Here is a 14,939-nt window from a genome sequence, read left to right on the forward strand (position 1 = left end):
CGCTTCTCCCCCCCCGCCCCCCCCCCCGCCCCCCCCCCCCCCCCCCCCCCCCCCCCCCCCCCCCCCCCCCCCGGCCCGCCCCCACCGAGGGGGGTGTCTTGGCACCAGACATTGGCGGCGGGCGCAAGAGCCAATCGATGCGGCCTTCGATCCTGGCAGAACCCGGCAGCAGCCCGGCAATGGCAAGCGCCAGCGTGCTCTTGCCCGAACCGCTCTCGCCGATGATGGCAAAGCGCTCGCCGGCGGGAATGTCGAGGCTGACACTCTTTAGTGCCGTCACCTCGGAGCCATCGCGGCGATAGGTCACCGTCAGATTGCGGATCGAAAGCAGCGCCGTCACGACAGGCCCCTCCTCACCGCCGTCGTCTCGACGACGCCTTCGCCGGCGAGATACACACCTAGCACCGTGAGCACGAGTGCTATTCCCGGAACGATCGACAGGAACGGCGCGGTGCGCAGCACGGCACGGCCTTCGGCGATCATGCCGCCCCAGGTAACGCGGTTGGGGTCGCCGAGGCCGAGAAAGGACAATGCCGCTTCGGTGAGAATCGCCGCGGCGACGATCACCGACGACAATGCCAGTACCGGCGGCAATGCGTTGGGCAGCACCTCGCGAAAGGCGATCTCCAGCGGATGCATGCCGATGACGCGGGCGCCCGCTACAAAATCGCGCTCGCGGATCGACAGCACTTCGGCTCGCGCCACGCGTGCCGGTCCGGTCCAGGCGCCCAGTGCGATCGCCGCGACGACGACGCCGAGCGACGGCCCGACGATGCTGACGAAAGCCAAAGCCAGCAGAAAAGCTGGCACGGTCTGGAAAGCGTCGGTGATGCGCATCAGCACTTCGTCGATAAGGCCGCCGGCGAAGCCGGCCAGCGTGCCGATCACTGCGCCGACGGCAAGGGCGGCGGCGGCGGCCGCCAGGCCGACCGCCAGCGAGGTGCGGGCGCCGTGGAAAAGCTCGGCCAGCATGTCACGGCCGAGGCGGTCGGTGCCTAGTGGTAGCGACCAGTCCTGGAACGGCGGCAGCAATGCCGGCCCGGCAATGGCCTGCGGATCGCCGGGAAAGAACAAAGGTGCGGCAAGCGCCACGGTAAACAGCGCCGCCAGGATGACAATGCCGGCGATCGCTTCCGGCGTCCGGAGAAAACGGCGAAGCGGGTTCACGCGCCGGCCTCATTGGCTCCGACGCGCGGATCGAGGACGGCGTAGGCGATGTCGACGAGAAGGTTGATGATGACGACCAGAACGGCGCTGACGAGAATGATGCCGAGCAGCAACGGCGTGTCGCGTGCCGCCACCGCTTCCTGCGCCAATCGGCCAAGGCCTGGCACCGAAAAGACGCTTTCGATGACGACGCTGCCGCCCAGCATTTGCGCGGACTGCAGGCCAAGCATGGTGACCAGCGGCAACAGCGCGTTGCGGGCGACATGGGCGAGCACGACGCGACGGCGGGAAAGTCCCCTGGCGCGAGCGGCGAGGACAAAATCCTGCCGCCAGACCTCGGCCATGCCGGCGCGCATCATGCGCAGATAGAGCGCGAGATAAATGAAGCCGAGCGCGGAGACCGGCAGGACGAGATGGCGGGCGATGTCGCCAGCGCGATCAAGGCCGGTCCTGGCCGAGGCGATGCTCTCGATGCCGCCGATCGGAAACCAGCGCAGGTCGACGGCAAAGACGATGATCAGCACCAGCCCGAGCCAGAAGCCCGGTATGGCATAGACCGCCAGCGAGCCGATAGACAGGAAGCGATCACGGACGCTGCCGGGTCTGGCGCCGGCATAGATGCCGAGCACCGAGCCGAGTCCGACGGAGAGCGCGGTGGCGCTGCCCATCAACAGCAGCGTGTTGGGCAGGCGCTCGGTGATGACATCGCGGATCGGCCGCGAAAAGGTGACGGACTGGCCAAGGTCGAGATGCAGCAGCGCCCAAAGGTAATTGGCCAGCCGCGTCAGCTCAGATTGGTCGAGCCCCCAGCGGTGACGCAACAGCTCGATCATGCCGGCGTCGCCGCCGGTCGAGACGATGTAGGCATCGACCGCATCGCCGGGAGCGGCTTCGAGCAACAGGAAGGTGCCGATGACGACAATCAGCAACACGAAGATGCTGCCGACGAGGCGACGGCGAAGGAGGGTGAGGGCGCGGCTCATGGCGTAGCGCTGATAGGAGAGCCAAGTCTTCGGTGCCGCGCTCTACGGCGCCCCCCTCTGTCCTGCCGGACATCTCCCCCACAGGGAGGGAGATTGGCAGCTTCGGCGTTGCCGGCCGTCTTGCAACGCTGGAGATTGGCGAAAGCGATAATGACAGCCGATCTCCCCCCTCGTGGGGGAGATGTCCGGCAGGACAGAGGGGGGCGCGAAGGGACTCTCATCGCTGAAGCTGAGCACCCACACAAGCGGCGCGCAAGTCTGGAGAGACTTCCTTACCCCTCCAGCCAAGTGTCCGCCCAGTTCGACACCGCCCAGCGCGGGGTGTTGGCGATGTTCTTGACCGTATCGCGGGCGACGCTGATGAAACTCCATTCGGCGACGTTGATCAGTGGCAGGTCGGCGGCAACTTTTCTCTGGAACTCCTTGTAGAGTTCGGTGCGGGCGGCGGTGTCAAGCGTCTCCGATGCCTTGGCGATCAGAGCGTCGAGATCGGCGTTCTTGTAGCCGCCCTGGTTGGAGAAAGGCACCCCGTCGGGAATGCCGCTCTGCACCAGGATGGTGGTCGAGATCGCCGGATCGCCGCGGAACACCGGCGGCCCGACCGCAAGGTCGAAGGCGTGGTCGGTGTAAACCGCCTTGATATGCGCGGCAGAGTCGTTGTTGACCAGCTGGGCGTCGATGCCGATGGCGGCGAGCGCCTGACGAAGATAGTCGCCGAACTGCTTGGTCTCGTTGAAATAGGGCGCCGGCAGCAGTTTCAGCGAAAAGCGCTTGCCATCATCGCCTCGGCTGTAGCCGGCCTCGTCGAGCAAGGCGTTGGCCTTGGCGACGTCGAAAGCATAGGTCGGCACGTCGGCGGTGTAGAATTGCGGGTCGTTTTTCGGCACCGGGCCAGTGGCGGTAGCGGCATAGCCGAGAAACACCGTCTTGACGACGAAATCCTTGTCGATAGCGTGAGCGATCGCCTGGCGCACTTTCAGGTCGGCCAGCTCCTTGCGGCGATGGTTGATCTCGACGACCAGTTGGTAAGTCAGCCCTTCGTATCCTTTGGTGATCACCTTGAGGCCGGGCACTTTGGAGATGCGGTCGAGATCGGCCAGGGGCACGGCGGAGAAGGCGGCGAGCTGGATCTCTTCGGCCTCGAGCGCGCTGGCCGCCGACGTGCGGTCCGGCAGCACCTGATAGATGATCTCATCGAGATAGGGCTCGTCCTTGCCCCAATAGTCGGTGTTCTTCTCCAGCCCGTAATATTCGCCGGGCTTGTATTCGGCAAATTTGAACGGTCCGGTGCCGACCGGGGCGTTGTTGGCCGGGTTGTCCTCGATCTTTCCGGTCTCGTAGATGTGCTTGGGCACCACGCTGCTCAGCGCCGGCAAGGCGTTGCGGATCAGCTGGAACGGGGTCGGCTTGGCGAATTTGAACACGGCGGTCGCCTCGTCCGGCGTGTCGACCGCCTCCAGATCCTTGAACACGGTGCGGCCGAGATTCTGCAGCGGTTTCCAGACCTGCAGCGCCGAGAAGGCGACATCGGCTGAGGTGAAGGGCTTCCCGTCATGCCATTTGACGTCCTCGCGCAGTTTGAACGTCACCGACAGGCCGTCGGCGGCGCCTTCCCAGCTGAGCGCCAGCCGTGGCTCGAGCCCGTCCTTGCCGCCGAAGGAGGCCTCGGCCAAGGTTTCCACGATCTTGCTCGAGATGAAGAAGACGCCGTTCGAGGCGACAATCGCCGGATTAAGATTGCGCGGCTCGGAATCAGCGGCGACAACCAGTCGTCCGCCCTTTTTCGGCGTCTGCGCCCAGCCGATCGTCGGCATGGCGGTGGAGGCCAGCAGCAATGCCGAACCCGCAAGCATCGTACGCCTGGAAATGGTGAACTCTGGCATGATCGAACTCCGTCCTCTCCGCGACCCGGCCGGGTGCGCCGTACCCTTCGGACGCTCGTGAGCATCCTGCAAAGCTGATTATGGCCCTTGTCCGGGGTTTCGCCAGAGACGGAATTGGCGCATCCTCACGTGGCTTTGAAATTTCCGTCCGCTGGACCAGTTACAGGGAAGCGGTCCAATGCGCTGATCTGGCCGGACCAGATTAGACCATGCCGGTAGCGGAATGAGCTTTTGGCGCCCGCTCGACCCATTCTGGCTGGACCAGACCGGGCAAAATGATGCAGATTTGAGGGGAGCCAAGGCTCTAAAACCAGAAAGGCCGGCGCCACGTGCGGTCGGTCATGGCACTTCAGGGAGAGAGACAATGAACGTTGCTCCGGGCAAGAATGTCGTCGGCAGCGTGCCGTTCGACCAGGCCAGGGTGGACGGGCTGATGGAGGAAGCCGGCATCGACGTGCTGCTCGCCACCTCCAAGCACAACACGCAATATCTGCTTGGCGGCTACAAGTTCATCTTCTTCGCCGCCATGGATGCGATCGGCCATAGCCGCTATCTGCCTGTCGTCGTCTACGAGAAAGGCGGGCCGGAGCATGCCGCCTATATCGGCAACCGCATGGAGGGCGGCGAGCACCAGAACCATCCGTTCTGGACGCCGACACTGCATGCCGCCTGCTGGGGCACGCTCGATGCCGCCAACCTGGCGGTCGAGCATTTGCGGAAGATCGGCAAGGGCAATGCCCGCATTGGCATCGAGCCCGCCTTCCTGCCCTCCGACGCCTATATGCTGATCCGCAACGCGCTGCCGGACGCCAAGCTGATCGACGCCACGCACATGCTGGAGCGCATGCGAGCAATCAAAACCGAAGCCGAGCTGGAGAAGCTGCGCATTGCTTCGGAGCTGATCACCGATTCCATGCTGGCGACCATCGGCTGGGCACGCGAAGGCACAACCAAGAGCGAGATCATCGAACAGCTCAGGCGCGAGGAGACCAATCGCGGCGCGCATTTCGAATATTGCCTGTTGACGCTAGGCTCCAGTCACAACCGCGCGGCCTCGCCGCAAACGTGGAAGAAGGGCGAGGTGATGTCGATCGATTCCGGCGGCAACTACCACGGCTATATCGGCGACCTTTGCCGCATGGGCGTGCTGGGTGAGCCTGACGCCGAACTCGAGGATCTGCTGGCCGAGATCGAGACGGTGCAGCAGGCGGCCTTCTCCAAGGTAAAGGCGGGCACGCTGGGCGGTGACATGATTTCTCATGCCGAAGGCGTGCTGAAGAAATCCAAGGTTGCGGCCTATACCGATTTCTTCGCGCATGGCATGGGGCTGATCACGCACGAAGCGCCGTTCCTGATGACCAACCATCCGGTGACCTATGAAGGCACCTATGCCGCAAAGCCGCTGGAGAAGAACATGGTGCTTTCGGTCGAGACGACCATGCTCCACCCGACGCGCGGCTTCATCAAGCTGGAGGACACGGTGGCGGTGACCGGCGCCGGTTACATTATGTTCGGCGATCGGGGTAGGGGCTGGAACAGGGGCGGGGCTTAGGCGCCGTCTATCTCAATTCCCACCTGACGGCAGCAGCCTGAAATCCGGCAGGTCGCGCAGTGCCAATTCCGGCCCGGCCGGCGAATAGACGACGAAAAGCTGCATCGGCGCGTCGCCGGTATTGAGCGTCGAATGGAAGCGGCTTTCCGGCACATAGATGGTGCAACCGGGGCCGACCTTCTCGACGACCGGATTGCCCTTCTCGTCTTCGACCATCTGCTCGCCATTGCCTGAGATGACGAAAATGATCTCCTCGGCACCCGGATGGTTATGACGCGTATGGCCCTTGCCCGACGGCAGGTCGACGACACCACCGGAAAAGCGCTTCGCGCCGTTCACTTCGGGAGCGACCGTCAGCGACAGCCTGCCCCAGTCGAAGCCGAAGGCGCTGACGTCTTTTGGGTATACGAACACCTTGCTGTTGTCGGTCATCGTCTCACCCCTTCTTCTACGCAGCGCCGAACGTGACGGCCTTGAAATCCGCCGTTTGCCTGGCGATCGAAGCTTCCGCCGGCAGCCGTTCCATCGAACTCGCGCCGTAGAAACCGTGCAGGCCCTTGCAGCGCTCGAGAATATATTTGGCGTCGTCCGGCATCGAGATCGGCCCGCCATGGCAAAGCAGGATGATATCCTCGCGCACTGAGCGTGCCGCTTCGGCAATGGCGTCGATCTCCTTCACACAGTCGTCCAGCGATTTAGCCGAGGTCGCACCGATCGAACCGCCGGTGGTCACCCCCATATGGGCGACGACGATGTCGGCGCCGGCTTGTGTCATGGCGCGAGCCTCGTCTGGATTGAAGACGTAGGGCGTGGTCAACAGGTCGAGTTTGTGAGCCTCGGCGATCATGTCGACCTCGAGCCCGAAGCCCATGCCGGTTTCTTCAAAACTCTGCCGCATCTGGCCGTCGAACAGGCCGATGGTCGGAAAGTTCTGCACACCGGAAAAGCCCATCGTCTTCAACTCGGCCAAAAGCAGCGGCATGATGACGAAGGGATCGGTGCCGTTGACGCCGGCCAGCACCGGCGTCTTCTTCACTACCGGCAGCACTTCGTAGGCCATCTCCTTGACGATCTCGTTGGCGTTGCCATAGGCGAGCAGGCCGGCGGCCGAGCCGCGCCCGGCCATGCGGTAGCGGCCGGAATTGTAGATGATGATCAGGTCGATGCCGCCAGCTTCCTCTGCCTTGGCCGACAGGCCGGTGCCGGCACCGCCGCCGACGATCGGAACGCCGTCCGCGATCATCTTGCCGAATTTCTCCAGGATTTTCTTGCGCGGTATGGCGGCCATATCTTGGTGTCTCACTGTCTGGCGATGTCGAGGAAGGCCGTTGTGGCGGCCCAGGCGAATTCGGGGTCGTTGATATGCAGCGGCAGGCGCAGAACGCGCCGCGTTTTGGCGGGTTTGATGGTGCGCTCGATCGCCTCGAACAAAGCTGCATCGGCTTCAGGGTCGAAGAAGGCGCCGCCTTCGATGTCGAGCGCCGACACGCCTTTCTCCGGAATGAGGAAACGAACCGGACCCTGGCAGAGGCTCAGCCTTGTACCGATCCATTCGCCGATCATTCTGCTTTCGTCGGCGGTGGTGCGCATCAGTGTGACGTTTGGATTGTGCTCATAGAATAGCCGGCCGCGATAGCGTTCCGGAATTGTTGGCGGCGCCCAGAAATTGACCATGTCGAGCGCGCCGACCGAGCCGACATAAGGCAGCCCGGTGCGGGCGATGGCACCAAAGCGATCGTCCGTCGCCGGCAGCACGCCGCCAAACAGCAAGTCGCAGACTTCGGTCGTTGTGATGTCGATGACGCCGGACAACAGGCCGCTGTCGGCCAATTTTTCCATGGTGCGGCCGCCGGTGCCGGTGGCGTGGAAGACCATACAGTCATAGGTGGAACGAAGCTCATCGGCGATCGCGGTCACGCATGGCGTGGTGACGCCGAACATGGTGAGGCCGAGCGACGGTTTGCCGTCGGGCGGCGGCGCCGGATTTGCCGCCATGGCTGATATCGCCTGGGCGGCATTGTGCAGCACGACACGGGAAAGCCGGTTGAGGCCGGCCATGTCGGTCACCGACGGCATCATGACGATGTCGGAGACGTCGACATAAGGCGCGGTGTCGCCGGAGGCCAAGGTCGAAACCATGATCTTGGGCAGGCCGAGCGGCAGCGTGCGCATGCCTGTGGTGATGATCGAGGTGCCGCCGCCACCGCCGATACCGATAATCCCGGCAATATCGCTACGCGATTGAACAAATCGGGCAAAGGCGGCAGCCATCGCCGCCACTGCGGTGCCGCGGTCGTCGACGCCGAGCACGGCATTGCGACCCTCTGAATGGTGGCTGGCGACCTCGTCTGCCGAAACATCGACCGGCACGGTCGCGCCGCGTGTTCCGATGTCGACACGGGCAATCGAAGCGCCGGTTGCGGCGACCGCATCGGCCAGAAAAGCGAGTTCCTCGCCCTTGGTGTCGGCGGTACCCACCACATAGATGCGCTTCATCGCGTTTCTCCGGTCCTGGGCGTGTCCGGCGCTGCCGCCCCTTTGCCTGGCCATTCGACGGCGCGAAGGGCCATTGCAATTTTTTGAGACGCGCGTATCGTATTGACATGAATGTCTCACGTCAACAAGCCGCAACGGACGACGATGCCGGCCAAGGGCCGAACCCGCGGGTAGAGCGCGGGGCGCGCGCGCGCACCAGGCGGCTGATGCTGGAGACGGCGACAAAGCTGATGCAGGCGGGCGCCACGCCCTCGGTCAGCGAGGTGGCGGAGGCGGCGGAAGTCTCACGCGCCACCGCCTATCGGTATTTTCCGAGCCAGGCGGCGCTGGTGCAGGCGGTGGTCGATGAGGGGCTTGGGCCGATCCTTACCTGGAAATCGAGCTCTGCCGATCCCGAGCGCCGGGTGGCCGAGCTGTTCGAGACCGCCATGCCCCGCATCGAGGCCTTCGAAGCGACGTTCAAGGCGGCGCTGAAACTGTCGCTCGACCAGTGGGCGCAGCGACAGGCAGGCACGCTTGACGGCGAACCGGCGTTCACGCGCGGCCATCGCGTCGATCTTTTGAAAGATGCGATCGCGCCACTCAAAGGCCGGTTGCCGCCGCGCGAATTCAAGCGGCTCGCGCAGGCGCTGTCATTGATCTTCGGTGTTGAGATGCTGATCGTACTGAAGGATATATGGGGATTGGATAGCCGCAGAATGATGTCGGTCGCGCAATGGGCCGCCAGCGCGCTGGTACGCGCAGCTGTGACGGAATCGATGATTGAAGGAGATGGGATCGCACCGATGACGGCCGCTAGATGACGCCAATCTGGTTCGACCAGATTTTCAACCTGACTATTCATGCTACTAGCGATGCAGCGGTCCAAGTAAGGCATTCATGTATCAAGGAGTAGGAAAATTCAGGGAAAACAGGCAGATATCGCAGAAACCAACTTGTCTGCGTGTCCGCCACCGTCCAAGAAAGGGCTTGACGTTCGTCTGAAATTGGTAATACCAGATCAGGACAAATAAAGCGGATCAAAGGGTGAAGGCTAATATCCGTTTCGGTCGAACGAGGAGGCTCAAAAACCGGAACGGTGCCGTCACGGGAGGACTACCAGGGCCGGCCTCGCCGCCGGCTCGCATGACGCGGTAGAATGCGCACAAGGGAGGAAATCATTATGCGCAAGACAATGACCAGCTTGCTTGCTGGTATCGGCCTAGTGCTCGCCTGCGGAACGTCCGTCTACGCGCAGGAAAAGGAACTTACAATCTTCTGGGCGGAATGGGATCCGGCCAATTACCTGCAGGAACTCGGCAACGAGTACGAGAAGGAAACCGGCGTCAAGATCACGGTGGAAACCACACCGTGGCCCGACTTCCAGACCAAGGCCTTCACCGAGTTCAACGCCCATGGCGACGCCTATGATATGGTCGTCGGCGACTCGCAATGGCTCGGTGCCGGCTCGACCGGTGGCCACTATGTCGACCTGACCGACTTCTTCAACAAGCACAAGGTCGGCGATGTGATGGCACCGGCGACGGTGAAGTACTACGCCGAATATCCGGGCGGCAGCAGCAAGTACTGGGCCATCCCGCTTGAAGGCGACGCTGTCGGCTGGTCCTACCGCAAGGACTGGTTCGAGGATCCGAAGGAAAAGGAAGCCTTCAAGGCCAAGTATGGCTACGATCTCGACGTGCCGAAGGATTTCAAGGCGCTGCGCGACATCGCCGAGTTCTTCTACCGGCCGGACCAGAAAAAATACGGCATCGCCATCTACACCGACAATTCCTATGACGCGATGGCGATGGGCTTCGAAAACGCGCTGTTCTCCTTTGGCGGCGAGCTGGGTGACTATAAGACCTACAAGGTCGATGGCTTCATCAACTCCGACAAGGCGATCGCGGCGCTCGACGCCTACAAGGAACTCTACAAGTTCACGCCTCCGGGCTGGGCCAAGTCGTTCTTCGTCGAGGACAACCAGGCGATCACTGAAAACCTGGCGGCGATGAGCATGAACTACTTCGCGTTCTTCCCCTCGCTGATCAACGAGGCGTCGAACCCGAACGCCAAGAACACCGGCTTCTTCGCCAATCCTCCCGGCCCGAACGGGGACCAGTTCGCCGCACTCGGCGGTCAGGGCATCTCTATCGTTTCCTACTCGCAGAAGCAGGAAGAGGCGACCAAGTTCCTGGAATGGTTCATCAAGGACGAGACCCAGAAGAAATGGGCAGCGCTTGGCGGCTACACCTGCAGTGCCGCCGTGCTCAAGTCGCCCGAATTCCAGAACGCCACGCCCTACAACAAGGCGTTCTACGAGACCATGTTCAAGGTCAAGGACTTCTGGGCGGTTCCGGAATATGCCGAACTGCTGCAGCAGCTCAACCAGCGTATCTATCCCTACATGATCGGCGGCGAAGGCACCGCCAAGGAGACGCTGGACGCACTGGCAGCCGACTGGAACGCGACCTTCAAGAAATACGGCCGCGGCCAATAAGTATGAAGCTTCACGGAGGGGGCGTTCGTGCCTCCTCCGTTTCTTTTTCTGATTTTTGAACCGGGAGCAGGGTCTTGGCGACCACGATGATCACCACGCTGGACAGGTCCTCGCGGGCCGCTGCTCGCGGTCTAAGCGACATTTCGATCCGCAATCTCTTCATCATCCCGACGATCCTGTTTCTGATCGTCTTCAACATCTTCCCGCTGATCTATTCGCTGGGCTATTCGTTCACCGATTTCCGCGCCTCGACCAGCGCGGCGGCGAATTTCGTCGGGCTGCAAAACTATCGCGACCTGCTCAGCGATCCCTATGTCTGGTCCAATTTCGCCATCACCGCAAAATACGTCATCATCTCGGTCGCCGGCCAGCTGCTCGTCGGCTTCGGCGTGGCCATGCTGCTCAACCGCGACATTCCGCTCAAGGGCCTGCTGACGACGCTCCTGTTGTTGCCGATGATGCTGTCTATGGCCGTCGTCGGCCTGTTCTGGAAACTGCTCTACGATCCGTCCTTCGGCATCATCAATTATGCGCTCGGCCTCGGCACCTTCGAATGGCTGTCGGATCCGAAAATGGCGCTCTATGCGGTCGCGCTGACCGATATCTGGATGTGGTCGCCCTTCGTCATGCTGTTGTCGCTGGCCGGCCTGTCGGCCGTGCCCAAGCATCTCTACGAGGCCGCCGCGATCGACAGGGCCGGGCCGTTCTACACCTTCTTCCGCATCACGCTGCCGCTGGTCGCGCCGATCCTGATGATCGCGGTCATCTTCCGCACCATGGAAGCGTTCAAGACCTTCGACCTCGCCTATATCCTGACCAGCCAGCCGACGGCCGAGCTGATCTCGATCCGGCTCTACAAGATGGCGTTCCAGGAATGGCAGACCGGGCGCTCCTGCGCGCTCGCCTACATCGTGCTGATCATGGTGCTGGCGATCACCAACATCTATGTCAAATACCTCAACAAGGTGAAGGAGCGCTGAGATGGCCGCAGTCCGCACTTCTTCCGAAATCACCTTCAACCGGGTCGCCATCGTCGCCGTCCTGCTGGTGACGATCATCTTCCTGGCGCCGATCTACTGGATAGCCTCGACGGCGTTCAAGCCGCGCAACCTCGCCACCACCATTCCGCCGACGGTGATTTTCCAGCCGGAGATATCGCCCTTCGTCAAGTTGTTCACCAAGCGTTCGCAGCTGCGCAGCCCGCCATCACCGGAGGAGTACGCGGCTGCGCCGTGGTGGGAGCGCGTCGTCTTCAATGGTGGCGAAAAGATCGTGCGCGACGGCAAGGGCCAGGTGCAGTGGTCGGGCTATCCGAGCCGTTTCATGAACTCGCTGATCGTTGCCATAACCTCGACCGTCCTGGCCGTCGGCATGGGCACCTTTACCGCCTATGGGTTCTCGCGCTTCAAGGTGAAAGGCGAGGCAGACCTGCTGTTCTTCATCCTGTCGACGCGCATGCTGCCGCCGGTGGTCGTCGCCATTCCGATGTTCCTGATGTACCGGGCGGTCGGCCTCAACGATTCCCATATCGGCCTGATCATCCTTTACACCGCCTTCAACCTGTCCTTCTCGGTGTGGCTGATGAAAGGCTTCATGGACGAGATCCCCAAGGAGTATGAGGAGGCGGCCCTCGTCGACGGCTATACGCGCATGGAGGCCTTCTTCAAGATCGTGCTGCCCGAGGCCGCCACCGGCATCGCCGCCACCGCCGTGTTCTGCTTCATCACGGCGTGGAACGAATATGCCTTCGCACTGATCATGACCAGCCGCCGCGCCCAGACGGCGCCGCCTTTCATTCCCAGCCAGGTCGGCGCCGGCCTGCCGGACTGGACGGTGATTGCCGCCGGAACCTTCCTGTTCCTGCTGCCGGTCGCGATCTTCACCTTCCTGCTCCGCAACCATCTGCTGCGCGGCATGTCCTTCGGAGCGATCCGCAAATGAGTTTTCGCGACATCAATCAGAAATATCTCGAACCGGGCAGCCAGGTGCTGATGGTGCTCGGCATCATCGCGCTCTGCCAGCCATGGCACATGCTGCTGCACAGCTACGGCGTGACCATCATCCTGATCGGCCTGATCGGCTTCAACATCACCTCCAAGATCGCGCCGGAGGAGAAGGCCGGCACCGGGCAAGGGGCAAACCCGGGGGCGCAGCATTGACCCAGATCGAGCTTCGCGGCGTCCAGAAATTTTTCGGCGCCGTCCAGGTCATCAAGGACCTCAACCTGAAGATCGACGACAACGAGTTCATCGTGCTGCTCGGCCAGTCGGGCTGCGGCAAGACGACGACGCTCAGGGCCGTTGCCGGACTGGAGACGATCGACGGCGGCGACATCCTCATCGACGGCAAGCCGGTCCAGCATCTCAAGGCCGCCGACCGCGACATAGCCATGGTCTTCCAATCGTTCTCGCTCTATCCGCATATGAGCGTCTACGAGAACATCGCCTTTCCACTGAGGGCGACGCGCAAGAGCAAGGCCGAGATCGACAGCGAGGTGCGCTCGGTCGCCAAGACGCTGCAGATCAGCGATCTCCTCGCCAAGAAACCATCCGCCCTGTCGGGCGGCGACATGCAGCGCGTCGCGATCGGCCGAGCCTTGGTGCGGCGGCCGAAGGCGATGCTGATGGACGAGCCGATCGGCGCGCTCGATGCCAAGCTGCGCGAGGAGATGAGGGCCGAGATCAAGCGGCTGCACATCAAGCAGGGCTCGACCAGCATCTACGTCACTCACGACCAGATCGAGGCGATGAGCCTCGCCGACCGCATCGTCATCATGCATGAGGGCGTACTGCAGCAGGTCGGCTCGCCGGACGAGGTCTATTCGCATCCGGCGAATCTTTTCGTCGCGCAGTTTGTCGGCAGCCCGGTGATGAACGTCGCCGACGCTTCGGTGACCGAGAAAGCCTCGTCGGCCTCGGTCACGGTCGGCGATGCGGCCGCCGGCTTCGAATTCCCGCGCACCTTGCTGTCGAAGCTCAACGGCCATGTCGGCGGCCAGCTCGCGCTCGGCATCCGGCCGGAAGGCGTTCTCGTTCGCCGCGAAGCCGCCGAGGGGTTCTTGCCGGTGGAGACGCAGATCGTTGAGCCGCTCGGCTCCTTCGATATCGTCGACCTCAAGGTCGGCTCCAAGATGCTGCGTGCACGCACCAAGAGCGGCTTCATCGGCGGCCCCGGCGAAAGGGTCTTCGTCAGAATCGATCCCAGCCAGGCGCATTTCTTCGACACGGCGAGCGGCAAATCGCTGGGAGTGAGACTCTGATGGCCCACATCCAGCTCAAGAACATTTCGAAGAAATTCGGCAACCACACCGCTTTGACCGGGCTCGACCTCGACATCGCCGACGGCGAGTTCTTCGTCCTGCTCGGCGAGACCGGCGCCGGCAAGACGACGACGCTGCGCATGATTGCCGGCCTGGAAAAACCGAGCGAAGGCCAGGTCTTTATCGACGGCGTCGATGTCGCCGATTGGGGCGCGGCCGAGCGCGACGTGGCGCTGGTGCTGCAGCAATATTCGCTCTATCCGCGTTATACGGTGCGCGAAAACCTCGAATTTCCGCTGAAGCCGAAGATCCGCCGGTTGCCCGATGCCGAGATCAAGGATCGTGTCGACCGCGCTGCCAGGACACTGCGGATCGAGCATCTGCTCGACCGCAAGACCGACCGGCTTTCAGGCGGCGAGATGCAGCGCGTCTCGATCGGCCGCGCCATCGTGCGCAAGCCGCGGGTATTCCTGATGGACGAGCCGTTGTCGGCGCTCGACGCCAAATTGCGCGAGGCGCTGCGCACCGAATTGAAGAACCTGCAGATGCAGCTCGGCGCCACCTTCCTGTTCGTGACGCACGATCAGATCGAGGCGATGTCGATGGGTGACAAGGTCGGCGTGCTCAACCATGGCCGCATCGTCCAGACCGGCACGCCATACGAGATTTACAACAATCCGCGCGACACCTACGTGGCGAGCTTCGTCGGCTCGCCGCCGATGAATCTCATCGACGGCAAGCTTGTTAACGGGCGTGCGGTGATGGCACCGCTGAATTCCGACTTGCCGTTGGCGGGGGGGCCCAAGCCTTCGGGGGGGGCCAAGACGGGCGGGGCGACCGACGGTCGCCCGCTCGTCTTCGGTATTCGTCCCGAGGACGTCTATCTTGAGACCGGCGCGCCGGTCGAGGCGCGGGTCCATGACGTCGAGAACCATGGCGTCGAGAAGATCCTGACGCTGCGGGTCGGCGACGCCATGCTGCGCGCCACTGTGCCGGCCAGGACCGACGTGCAGATAGAGCAGCCGGTGCGCTTTGCCTGGAACCCGGACAAGGTGGTGCTGTTCGACAAGGGCAGCGGAATAAGCCTGCGTCACGCCGGCTAAGTACAAGCCTCTTTACT

The 14,939-nt window shown here is 62.7% G+C and carries 15 protein-coding genes; 8 read left to right on the plus strand and 7 right to left on the minus strand.

Annotated features, from left to right (window positions below; translation table 11 throughout):
- From NKG95_RS21530 to NKG95_RS21545, 4 genes are all read right to left on the minus strand, one after another.
- On the minus strand, positions 1 to 340 hold a 340-nt coding region (locus NKG95_RS21530; RefSeq protein ID WP_353042428.1), incomplete at its 3' end, for an ATP-binding cassette domain-containing protein.
- Complete coding sequence (locus tag NKG95_RS21535; protein ID WP_353042430.1) at positions 337 to 1,167, minus strand: ABC transporter permease; 831 nt, start codon at positions 1,165 to 1,167, stop codon at positions 337 to 339. The genes NKG95_RS21530 and NKG95_RS21535, both read right to left, overlap by 4 nt.
- Positions 1,164 to 2,150 (minus strand): ABC transporter permease, encoded by a 987-nt coding sequence (locus NKG95_RS21540; protein ID WP_353042432.1) that lies wholly within the window; start codon positions 2,148 to 2,150, stop codon positions 1,164 to 1,166. The genes NKG95_RS21535 and NKG95_RS21540 overlap by 4 nt, the downstream gene beginning before the upstream one ends.
- Before the next feature lie 272 nt (positions 2,151 to 2,422).
- The gene (locus tag NKG95_RS21545; RefSeq protein WP_353042434.1) at positions 2,423 to 4,033 is read right to left on the minus strand and encodes an ABC transporter substrate-binding protein; all 1,611 of its coding nucleotides are present in this window, start codon (positions 4,031 to 4,033) and stop codon (positions 2,423 to 2,425) included.
- A 364-nt stretch (positions 4,034 to 4,397) separates the two neighbouring features.
- On the opposite strand from NKG95_RS21545, the gene NKG95_RS21550 reads away from it, so the two are divergent.
- Complete coding sequence (locus NKG95_RS21550; RefSeq protein ID WP_352484965.1) at positions 4,398 to 5,585, plus strand: M24 family metallopeptidase; 1,188 nt, start codon at positions 4,398 to 4,400, stop codon at positions 5,583 to 5,585.
- Positions 5,586 to 5,597: 12 nt separating this feature from the next.
- Here NKG95_RS21550 and NKG95_RS21555 read toward each other — a convergent pair whose 3' ends face one another.
- The 3 genes from NKG95_RS21555 to NKG95_RS21565 are packed head-to-tail and all read right to left on the minus strand — an operon-like array spanning position 5,598 to position 8,081.
- The gene (locus NKG95_RS21555; RefSeq protein ID WP_023722310.1) at positions 5,598 to 6,017 is read right to left on the minus strand and encodes a cupin domain-containing protein; all 420 of its coding nucleotides are present in this window, start codon (positions 6,015 to 6,017) and stop codon (positions 5,598 to 5,600) included.
- Positions 6,018 to 6,033: 16 nt separating this feature from the next.
- Positions 6,034 to 6,873 carry a phosphoenolpyruvate hydrolase family protein gene (locus NKG95_RS21560; RefSeq protein ID WP_353005925.1) on the minus strand — a complete coding sequence of 280 codons (840 nt, stop codon included), beginning with the start codon at positions 6,871 to 6,873 and terminating at the stop codon, positions 6,034 to 6,036.
- Positions 6,874 to 6,884: 11 nt separating this feature from the next.
- Positions 6,885 to 8,081: a Tm-1-like ATP-binding domain-containing protein gene (locus NKG95_RS21565; RefSeq protein ID WP_353042436.1), complete on the minus strand. Its 1,197-nt coding sequence runs from the start codon at positions 8,079 to 8,081 to the stop codon at positions 6,885 to 6,887.
- 107 nt (positions 8,082 to 8,188) lie between these two features.
- Between NKG95_RS21565 and NKG95_RS21570 the strand changes: the two genes are divergently transcribed.
- The 7 genes from NKG95_RS21570 to NKG95_RS21600 all read left to right on the plus strand — a co-directional run bounded on the left by NKG95_RS21570 (position 8,189) and on the right by NKG95_RS21600 (position 14,922).
- Positions 8,189 to 8,884: a TetR/AcrR family transcriptional regulator gene (locus tag NKG95_RS21570; RefSeq protein ID WP_353042438.1), complete on the plus strand. Its 696-nt coding sequence runs from the start codon at positions 8,189 to 8,191 to the stop codon at positions 8,882 to 8,884.
- Between the two features lie 359 nt (positions 8,885 to 9,243).
- Positions 9,244 to 10,560, plus strand: coding sequence for an ABC transporter substrate-binding protein (locus tag NKG95_RS21575; protein ID WP_023722314.1), 1,317 nt, complete (start codon positions 9,244 to 9,246; stop codon positions 10,558 to 10,560).
- A 74-nt stretch (positions 10,561 to 10,634) separates the two neighbouring features.
- Complete coding sequence (locus NKG95_RS21580) at positions 10,635 to 11,540, plus strand: carbohydrate ABC transporter permease (RefSeq protein ID WP_023722315.1); 906 nt, start codon at positions 10,635 to 10,637, stop codon at positions 11,538 to 11,540.
- A gap of 1 nt (position 11,541) precedes the next feature.
- Positions 11,542 to 12,501, plus strand: coding sequence for a carbohydrate ABC transporter permease (locus NKG95_RS21585; RefSeq protein WP_353042440.1), 960 nt, complete (start codon positions 11,542 to 11,544; stop codon positions 12,499 to 12,501).
- Positions 12,498 to 12,719 carry a hypothetical protein gene (locus NKG95_RS21590; protein ID WP_023722317.1) on the plus strand — a complete coding sequence of 74 codons (222 nt, stop codon included), beginning with the start codon at positions 12,498 to 12,500 and terminating at the stop codon, positions 12,717 to 12,719. The genes NKG95_RS21585 and NKG95_RS21590 overlap by 4 nt, the downstream gene beginning before the upstream one ends.
- The gene (locus NKG95_RS21595) at positions 12,716 to 13,819 is read left to right on the plus strand and encodes an ABC transporter ATP-binding protein (RefSeq protein ID WP_353042442.1); all 1,104 of its coding nucleotides are present in this window, start codon (positions 12,716 to 12,718) and stop codon (positions 13,817 to 13,819) included. Before NKG95_RS21590 ends, NKG95_RS21595 begins: the two co-directional genes overlap by 4 nt.
- Positions 13,819 to 14,922 (plus strand): ABC transporter ATP-binding protein, encoded by a 1,104-nt coding sequence (locus NKG95_RS21600; RefSeq protein ID WP_353042444.1) that lies wholly within the window; start codon positions 13,819 to 13,821, stop codon positions 14,920 to 14,922. Before NKG95_RS21595 ends, NKG95_RS21600 begins: the two co-directional genes overlap by 1 nt.
- The last annotated feature ends 17 nt before the right edge of the window (positions 14,923 to 14,939 follow it).

This window comes from Mesorhizobium sp. M1423 (assembly GCF_040317575.1).
GTDB lineage: Bacteria > Pseudomonadota > Alphaproteobacteria > Rhizobiales > Rhizobiaceae > Mesorhizobium.